Here is a 7,710-nt window from a genome sequence, read left to right on the forward strand (position 1 = left end):
GCAGGAATAGCCCCGGAGCTGGAGATACGGCCTACCTGCGGCAAAGGGTGGTACTGCGTTAATTGCACAGATATTGCCGGGTCAGGCGAACAACAGGGGAATCTACGAATTAAATGAGTTGGTGGGGAAAACTAATCGGTGGCGCATTCGGGTTTGTCCTCGGTGGTCCTCTGGGGGCGTTGCTTGGTGCGGCTCTTGGTCACTCTTTGGATTCCGGAATCAAAAACCTCCATGTCGATGGCGTAGACTGGTCTGGTGGTGACACTGAAAGAGTGCAGGCGGCCTTTTTTACGGCAGTGTTCAGTGTCATGGGACATTTGGCCAAGGCGGACGGTCGAGTGTCGGAAAGTGAGATTCAGGCGGCTCGGCAGATTATGGACCGCATGCAGCTTGACGATGATCAGAAACGTCTGGCGATGGGGTTGTTCAATCAGGGTAAACAGCCTGATTTTGATCTTGAATCCGTGCTCGACCAATTTCGCAAAGAATGTCATCGCCGTACTAATCTACTGCAGATGTTCCTGGAAATCCTGATTGTCACTGCACTGGCTGATCTTGAGCTGCATGAGAGTGAGCAGAAAGTATTGTTCCAGGTGGCTGACAGGATTGGTTTTCACCGTAGACAATTCGAACAGTTGCTGGCTATGGCGGCTGCTCAGCAGCGCTACGCAGGACAGCACCGTCAGCAGATGCCCCAGCAGCCGAAAGGACCAACTCTGGAAGAGGCCTATCAGGCTCTCGGAGTTGAGCCATCGGCAACGGATGGAGAATTGAAGAAAGCCTACCGCCGTCTGATGAGCCAGCACCATCCAGATAAACTGGTTGCCAAAGGGCTTCCGGAAGAAATGATTAAAATGGCCACTGAGAAAACTCAGGAAATCAGGGCTGCGTATGAACAGATTAAACGTGCCAGAGAGGCTGCCTGATGTCAGTTGAAGGCAGAGGTATGTCAATGAAGGAGGTTTCAATGCGAATTTTGGTGATTGAGGACGATAAGGAGGTTGCGTCTTACTTAAGTAAGGGGCTCAAGGAGAGTGGATATGTCGTCGATGTGACTGACAATGGTAAAACCGGCCTGCATATGGCAACCAATGAGAGCTATGACTTGCTCCTGGTAGATAGGATGCTGCCCGAAATGGATGGGTTGTCCGTGATTAAAATGCTTCGCGCCGGCGGTTCCAAAGTGCCGGTATTGGTACTGAGTGCCCTGGGAGAAGTAGACGATCGGGTTCAGGGTCTGCGTGCAGGTGGCGATGATTACCTGGTCAAACCTTTTTCATTCAGTGAACTTCTGGCCCGTATAGAGGCCCTGGAGCGTCGCACTCAGCAACAGCAGGAAGTGGTCACGGCACTGAAAGTGGCTGATCTTGAAATGGATCTGCTGGCACGTACTGTCCGCCGGGATGGTCAGAGTATAGACCTGCAACCCCGGGAATTCCGACTGCTTGAATATTTTATGCGTAATCCTGGTCAAGTATTGACCCGTACCATGCTGCTGGAAAAAGTATGGGATTACCACTTCGATCCGCAAACGAACGTTATCGATGTGCATATCAGCCGTCTTCGCGCCAAAATAGACAAGGACTTTGAGGTGCCGCTGCTGCACACGATTCGTGGTGCAGGGTACGTACTGCGTGAAACTGCCTAAAATCTTCCGAAATTCTGCCTTTCAACTGGCGCTGCTCTACACCTTCCTGTTTGCAGCGTCAGTACTCTTTCTGCTGGGATTCATCTACTGGGCGACTGTCGGCTTTATGTCTGATCAGGTCGACGAGACCATTCAGGCTGAAATTCAGGGGCTAGCCGAGCAATACCGACGTCAGGGCTTGCGGGGAATGGTCAGTGTCATGAATGAGCGGGTGCTGAATGATCCCCAAGGCGAATCCATCTATTTGCTGGTGAATAATGAGTTTCAGCCTCAGGCAGGAAACCTGAATGAGTGGCCTGCGTTGGTTGAGGACGATGATGGTTGGATCAGTTTTTATCTGAACCGGTCAGGAGGACGTTTCTCTGCGCCTCACATGGCGAGAGCCCGGGTGTTTACGTTACGCGGTGGCTATCGACTTCTGGTTGGTCGCGATGTATTTGCTCTATTTCGGGTGCGGGAGCTGATAGAGCGCTCACTGACCTGGGGTGTTGGAATTACACTGGCAATGGCATTTTTGGGTGGGGTGGCGCTCTCGAAGAGTACCCGCCGCCGGATTGAAGCCATCACTCATACCAGCCGCCAGATTATGCAAGGCAATCTCTCGCTTCGGGTACCGACGAGGGGGACTGGGGACGATTTTGACGAACTGGCGGAGCACCTGAATCGGATGCTGGACCAGATTGAGGGTTTGATGGCTGGCGTCAGACATGTGTCGGATAATATTGCCCACGATTTACGAACGCCGCTGACCCGAATGCGGGGGCGTCTGGAGTTACTGCAAAGCAAGGATCTGGAAGAAGATTCTCGGATGATTGTCCAGGAAGTCATTGCCGAGGCAGATCACTTGTTGGTGACCTTTAATGCACTATTGCGCATTGCCAGAATTGAGTCCGGAGGTTACAGCGGCAAGTTTGACGATGTGGATCTTTATGAACTGGTGGTGGATGCTGTGGACCTATATGAAGCGGTAGCCTCCGATAAGTCGCAACATCTGTCGCTGGATCTGGCCAAGGGAATTACGACCAAGGGTGACCGGGACCTATTGTTCCAGGCCATTGCCAATCTGCTGGATAATGCCATCAAATACACTCCTGAGGGCGGAAACGTTGGGGTTCGTCTGAGAGCATTTGATAACGCAGTGATATCGGTGTGGGATGAAGGCCCTGGGATTGTAGAAGAGGAGCGGGAAAAAGTTCTGGAGAGATTCTATCGGGTGGATAAAACCCGGGGGTTACCCGGAAACGGTCTGGGGCTGAGTATGGTCAAGGCGGTCAGTGAGATGCATAAGGGGCATCTGCTGCTGAAGGACAATCAGCCTGGGTTGCGGGCCGAGTTGCATTTACCATTGATTAGAATTCAGAAGCAGTCGTCGTCCGGACAGGACCAGAAATCTGGCCAAGCTTCGCTACCGGGGCCTGAGACAACTGCCTAGGTTCTCATGAGCGTCATTTGAGCTATCCAAACCTGATGCAGTGTCTCAGGCAGGATGTCTTATTGGCGCCGTGATTTCAGAAATTCCAAAGTATGCTGAATCGGACTGCCGGCAAACACTATTCCGTCATTGACCAGTTTCCCGGCCTGCTTACGAACTCTTTCGACCCTTGCCTTGTGCTGGTCTATGCGGGCATTGAGGCTGTCCAGCTCACCTTTGAGATGATTCTGTTCCGCCATGATGAATGCCAGTGTCGTATGGCGGTTCACCTTGTCGGTGACGCCCAGAGCTTCCAATTGATACCCAACATAATCCAGGCCTGACAAAGCTTTATTTACTAGGTCTTGTGTATTCATGGTCCTTTTACCCTGAAACTCGATGATTACTGACTGCCATTAAGGGTTATCCACGGCACTGATAATTCGGTGGCGAAGCTGCCTCCATTAATGCTGGGAGAACTTACTAATATATTGTAGGTGGAACAACCTAATTTGTCTGAATTATGAGCAACTAAGGCTCAGCTCCAACCTTTGCTGCCAGTCGGTGCCGAACCATTTTCAGATTAAAACAGTTGCAGATTATTGCTGGGCCTGGTGTCTGTCGATAAAGCGTTCCAGCAGCAGATCAAGAATGTGTTCATAGGTATCCACCGGGGTGTCGGTGAGATAATAGGTGTTGCCCGTGAGATGAAGGCTGACCATACCGTGAAGCAGGCTCCATAGCTCAATCAGCATGGTACGACGTTGCTCCTCAGTGCTATCAAGGCCAACTTTGTCCAGCACCAGTTGAATGCAGGTTTCAGCAAACCTGGCTACTTCCATGCTCAGGGTGTATTCCTGGGCTGACAACTCTTCCACATCAGTGCCCTTGAATTCCTGAGCCTTTGGACCGTGTGAGGAAAACATCAACTCGTAGTGTTGAGAGTGGGAGAGTCCAAAATCGATATAGCCCCGCATAATTGCCTTACCACGGGCAACCGGGTCTGATTCTGCCTCTGCAACATTGATCAGGTGTTGTCTCAGCCGATTAAAACCCTGAATCATCAACGTAATATAGATTTCGTCTTTACCGCGATAGTAGTTGTAAAGGTTGGGGGCGGTCATTCCCAGGTTTTTCCCCAGGCGACGCATGGTTAGTGCGTCGAAACCTTCAGTCACAATCAGGTTGAGGGCAACATCGAGAATCTTTTGTTTCAGTTCTTCTACTTCTTCAGGGGGGCGAACAGGGCGCATCTATACAGGTGTCTCCTAATCTGTGCTGCCAAGGGTATGTCGCGGGTGCTCGGTAGGGCTATCAATGCTGAAACAACAATACACTATGTCCCCTTTACGTAGCGTTAACAAAGGTTAATGCCCACTCCACTTCTTGGCAACAATGAAATGTCTATAGTTACAATTAAGTTGCCGCATTGGACGCTGGCAAGTTGAAGTTGAATGGTTGTTTTTTCCCGTCTCATATTATTGCGCCTTCTGGTGCTTTAGCCACTGCCTAGCGTACCCCCGCATGTCGGGGGATTTTTTTTTGTCTTTCGAATACAATCAAAGCCAAATCTTTCTACGGATAAAACTTGTTTTATGATGTTGAATTTCCGGGCGATTATAACCGGTGTTGTCATCGATATCGTTGGCTCTATTGCTGGCGGATTGCTGTTTATGATGGTCTACACCTCAATCCTATTGAGTCGGGGAATGGCGGAGGCAGATGTTAAACTGCTTTTGGCGAATCCTGCTGCTTCCATTGAACTTATTTGGCTGCTTCTGGCTGTCGGTATTTTTTTCGATGGCCTGGCTGGCTATGTGACAGCTCGTATGGCCGGGTACCTTGAGTATTGGCATGTGCTTGCCATGCTAGGATTACTGACTATCGTACAGTTTGCCATGGGGGGAGGGGAAGTGTTTCCCTCCTGGGTTCAGGTTACCGGATTTTTTGGTGGGGCCACCGCCGCTTTTTTCAGTGCCTACAGAGTTAAATCTCTGAGGGAATCGTTCCCGCGGCAATAACTGCAATAACATAGCCCCAGAAACTCTTCGAGGAATCTCCATGGGTCGATATCGTCCACCCGGACCACCGAAAGCAAATCTGATTACCCCTGAGGGAGAAAAAGTACTGAGAGAAGAATTGCAGTACTTGTGGAAAGTAAAACGCCCAGAGGTAACCAGAGCGGTCTCTGAAGCAGCAGCCATGGGAGATCGGTCAGAAAACGCCGAGTGGAAGTAGGAACCCCAACAAACATACTAATTTTTTTAAACCTTTAACTTTAAAAGAATTTTCAAATAGTATATGTAATATTTGAGCATACTATTTCGAGTATTCAATTTTATTAATGAGCCACAAAGTTTCTCCTGTTGGGGTTTTGACAATAGCGTCATCGTCCACTTGCTTTTTTAACAGAGCCCTCGCCATTGGCGAATCTATAGAAATATAATCTTTTCTTCCATAAATCTCATCAGCTCCGACAATTCTGAAACGCATTACTTCTTCTTGTTCATTTTCTACTTCAACCCATGCACCAAAATAAACTCGACCCTCCTGTTCAGGAGAGTAGTTGATGACTTTAGCTTGCTCGATTCTTCTCCTAAGATACCTTACTCGACGGTCAATCTCCCTAAGCCTTTTCTTGTTGTACTGGTAGTCAGCATTCTCACTCCTGTCTCCGAGGCTGGCAGCCCAGGTGACTTTTTTTGTCGTTTCTGGTCGCTCAATTTTCCAAAGCTGATTGAGTTCTTTCTGTAAAGACTCAAAACCTTCTTTAGTAATAAGGTTTGTTTTCATTAGTACAGTACTTATAGCAATCCAAGTATATCCATTACAGTTAAACAGGCTCGTGGTGAGGTCAAGAGAAGGTTCGTTCTACACCGACCCCAGTGCAATGGCGTCGTGTTTGTATCATTTTATGAGATATCTTAAAGGCTTAAGGACCGTTGTCCTTATGGTGAGCATCCATTTTTAGTTTTTTTATTAATTCTTGTCTTTGCGCTTCGGGTACCTTGTCAAGTAGGCGAATTAACTCTGCAAGCGAGTCTTTGTCGCAGAAGAAATATGCCACGGGCTTATCTAGCTCCGTTGCGATTCGCTCAATAGTCTCAAAATCGGGCATATGGCGTCCTTTCTCGTAATGATTCATGCGACTACTCGCCGAACCAGGATCCATGCCAATTCGAATACCCAATACCTTTTGGCTGATACCAGCCTCTGACCTGGCTTCAAAAAGTCGCTTGGGAAATGGGTTGCTACGTAGCACTTGCTGATCATCTGAGATTGCCTCGGGGCTTAGATTGTCTAAGTTTTATCATCTTAGGTATACTTAGGAATCCTAAGTTTTAATGTCAGCCAAGTCTACCAATTTGGTGCCCCAAAAATTTCTCTGGCGCAGTAATCTTCTAGTTGGTTGCTGTTTATTGTAGTGGTGATCTATGAAACGAAGAGTGAATAAACTACCCCATCCGCTTAACGAGCTTTTGCTGGATGAGAGACTGAGAAAGTTCACAATACTGGAGTTACGCAATGAATATGAAAAACGTTTTGGTCTCGGCGATTTTGCCTCAAGGTCCCAACTCCGGATGTCGATATACCGGCGAATACTGTCGTTAGTCAAAAAAGGCTATTTGGAAAAACGAGAAAAGGATTCAAACTCGCCAGCGCTTTATATCGTCCAAGAGCAGTTTAGGGCTGATACCCTATTAATCAGAGATAAGCTATCTGAAAAGACACACGTATATCCTGCTGCTAAAAACCATAATGCACATTCCCCTATAGCAGCGTTAAGGGTCAAGCAGTCCCAATATCAAGTTGACATGCTCGCATGTGCTGGAGAGTGCAAAGAGTACCAACAACTAGCAGAAGAGTTTCCTCATTTAAGAGATCAGATAGATTTAATGTTTAGACGTGCTAGGGAACGTAGTTCAGAGCTGATGGGCCAACTTCGTGCTATCGATAACCTGATACAGAGAGCAGACCTCAAGCAATGATACTTCGAAGATGGCAAGAAGCTTGTATTGACCTAGCTATCGACTTTTATTGTAATAAAAAACACTTTCTTTGCCTCGCTACACCTGGGGCAGGTAAATCGACGATGGCGGCAGAGTTATCTGCTCGTCTAATTCTGAGCGATAAAATTGACTTTGTTCTTTGTTTTGCTCCCTCCTTAGAAGTTGTTTCTGGTCTTGAAAAAAGCTTTGAGAAAAGTTTAGGGAGGCGCTTTGATGGCCGTATCGGTGCAATAGGGGGGGCTTATACCTACCAGAGTATGAGATCCTTTAAAGAAGGATTCTGGGAGCTATTTGATTCCCATTGACGTGGCCTAATAGAACAGACCAACCCAGTTAAGGATAATACCCCTAACTAGAGATGAAGAAATTGACCACACGAAAGAAGTACTCAAAAGAATTTAAATTGGATGCCATCAGCCTGGTTCTGGATCAAGGCTACAGTCAAACCGATGCTGCTCGAAGCCTTGGGATTACCCCCAATATGCTGGGCCGCTGGATAAGGGAACATCGCAGAGATGACGGCCAGGCTTTTCGAGGCAATGGGAAGCTAACTCCCGAGCAGGAGGAGATCAGAAGGCTCAAGGCCCAGGTGAAACGCCTGGAAATGGAGAAAGATATTCTAAAAAAAGCAACGGTCTTCT

General features: G+C 48.0%; 12 protein-coding genes. 8 read left to right on the top strand and 4 right to left on the bottom strand.

Annotated elements, in window-relative coordinates; all coding sequences use genetic code 11:
* Positions 1–113 precede the first annotated feature (113 nt).
* Genes djlA through F566_RS0111235 form a run of 3 tightly spaced genes read left to right on the top strand, consistent with a single transcriptional unit; the run spans position 114 to position 3,080 of the window.
* Positions 114–926: a co-chaperone DjlA gene (gene djlA, locus F566_RS0111225; protein WP_020407084.1), complete on the top strand. Its 813-nt coding sequence runs from the start codon at positions 114–116 to the stop codon at positions 924–926.
* Between the two features lie 41 nt (positions 927–967).
* A complete protein-coding gene (locus F566_RS0111230) occupies positions 968–1,648 on the top strand; it encodes a winged helix-turn-helix domain-containing protein (RefSeq protein ID WP_026179928.1) in 681 nt (226 codons plus the stop codon).
* On the top strand, positions 1,635–3,080 hold the full coding sequence (locus tag F566_RS0111235; RefSeq protein WP_020407086.1) for a sensor histidine kinase: 1,446 nt from the start codon (positions 1,635–1,637) through the stop codon (positions 3,078–3,080). The genes F566_RS0111230 and F566_RS0111235 overlap by 14 nt, the downstream gene beginning before the upstream one ends.
* Positions 3,081–3,139: 59 nt before the next feature.
* On the opposite strand, the gene F566_RS0111240 is transcribed toward F566_RS0111235, so the two are convergent.
* Together F566_RS0111240 and F566_RS0111245 are read right to left on the bottom strand one after the other, a co-directional pair.
* Positions 3,140–3,436: a hypothetical protein gene (locus tag F566_RS0111240; RefSeq protein WP_020407087.1), complete on the bottom strand. Its 297-nt coding sequence runs from the start codon at positions 3,434–3,436 to the stop codon at positions 3,140–3,142.
* A 222-nt stretch (positions 3,437–3,658) separates the two neighbouring features.
* Positions 3,659–4,312: a TetR/AcrR family transcriptional regulator gene (locus F566_RS0111245; RefSeq protein WP_020407088.1), complete on the bottom strand. Its 654-nt coding sequence runs from the start codon at positions 4,310–4,312 to the stop codon at positions 3,659–3,661.
* 342 nt (positions 4,313–4,654) lie between these two features.
* Between F566_RS0111245 and F566_RS0111250 the strand changes: the two genes are divergently transcribed.
* Both F566_RS0111250 and F566_RS36300 read left to right on the top strand, forming a co-directional pair.
* On the top strand, positions 4,655–5,080 hold the full coding sequence (locus tag F566_RS0111250) for a hypothetical protein (protein WP_020407089.1): 426 nt from the start codon (positions 4,655–4,657) through the stop codon (positions 5,078–5,080).
* 40 nt (positions 5,081–5,120) lie between these two features.
* Positions 5,121–5,297, top strand: a complete 177-nt coding sequence (locus tag F566_RS36300) for a hypothetical protein (protein ID WP_020407090.1) — start codon at positions 5,121–5,123, stop codon at positions 5,295–5,297.
* An 81-nt stretch (positions 5,298–5,378) separates the two neighbouring features.
* Here the strand turns inward: F566_RS36300 and greB are convergent, their stop codons facing one another.
* Both greB and F566_RS38055 read right to left on the bottom strand, forming a co-directional pair.
* Positions 5,379–5,852: a transcription elongation factor GreB gene (greB, locus tag F566_RS0111260; RefSeq protein ID WP_020407091.1), complete on the bottom strand. Its 474-nt coding sequence runs from the start codon at positions 5,850–5,852 to the stop codon at positions 5,379–5,381.
* Between the two features lie 139 nt (positions 5,853–5,991).
* Positions 5,992–6,204: a helix-turn-helix domain-containing protein gene (locus F566_RS38055; RefSeq protein ID WP_342662542.1), complete on the bottom strand. Its 213-nt coding sequence runs from the start codon at positions 6,202–6,204 to the stop codon at positions 5,992–5,994.
* Between the two features lie 301 nt (positions 6,205–6,505).
* Between F566_RS38055 and F566_RS0111270 the strand changes: the two genes are divergently transcribed.
* From F566_RS0111270 to F566_RS0111280, 3 genes are all read left to right on the top strand, one after another.
* A complete protein-coding gene (locus tag F566_RS0111270) occupies positions 6,506–7,048 on the top strand; it encodes a hypothetical protein (protein WP_026179929.1) in 543 nt (180 codons plus the stop codon).
* The gene (locus tag F566_RS0111275; protein ID WP_026179930.1) at positions 7,045–7,374 is read left to right on the top strand and encodes a DEAD/DEAH box helicase family protein; all 330 of its coding nucleotides are present in this window, start codon (positions 7,045–7,047) and stop codon (positions 7,372–7,374) included. Before F566_RS0111270 ends, F566_RS0111275 begins: the two co-directional genes overlap by 4 nt.
* A 62-nt stretch (positions 7,375–7,436) precedes the next feature.
* A partial coding sequence (locus tag F566_RS0111280) for an IS3 family transposase (protein ID WP_026179931.1) occupies positions 7,437–7,710 on the top strand: 274 nt, incomplete at its 3' end.

The organism is Hahella ganghwensis DSM 17046, from assembly GCF_000376785.1.
Lineage (GTDB): Bacteria > Pseudomonadota > Gammaproteobacteria > Pseudomonadales > Oleiphilaceae > Hahella > Hahella ganghwensis.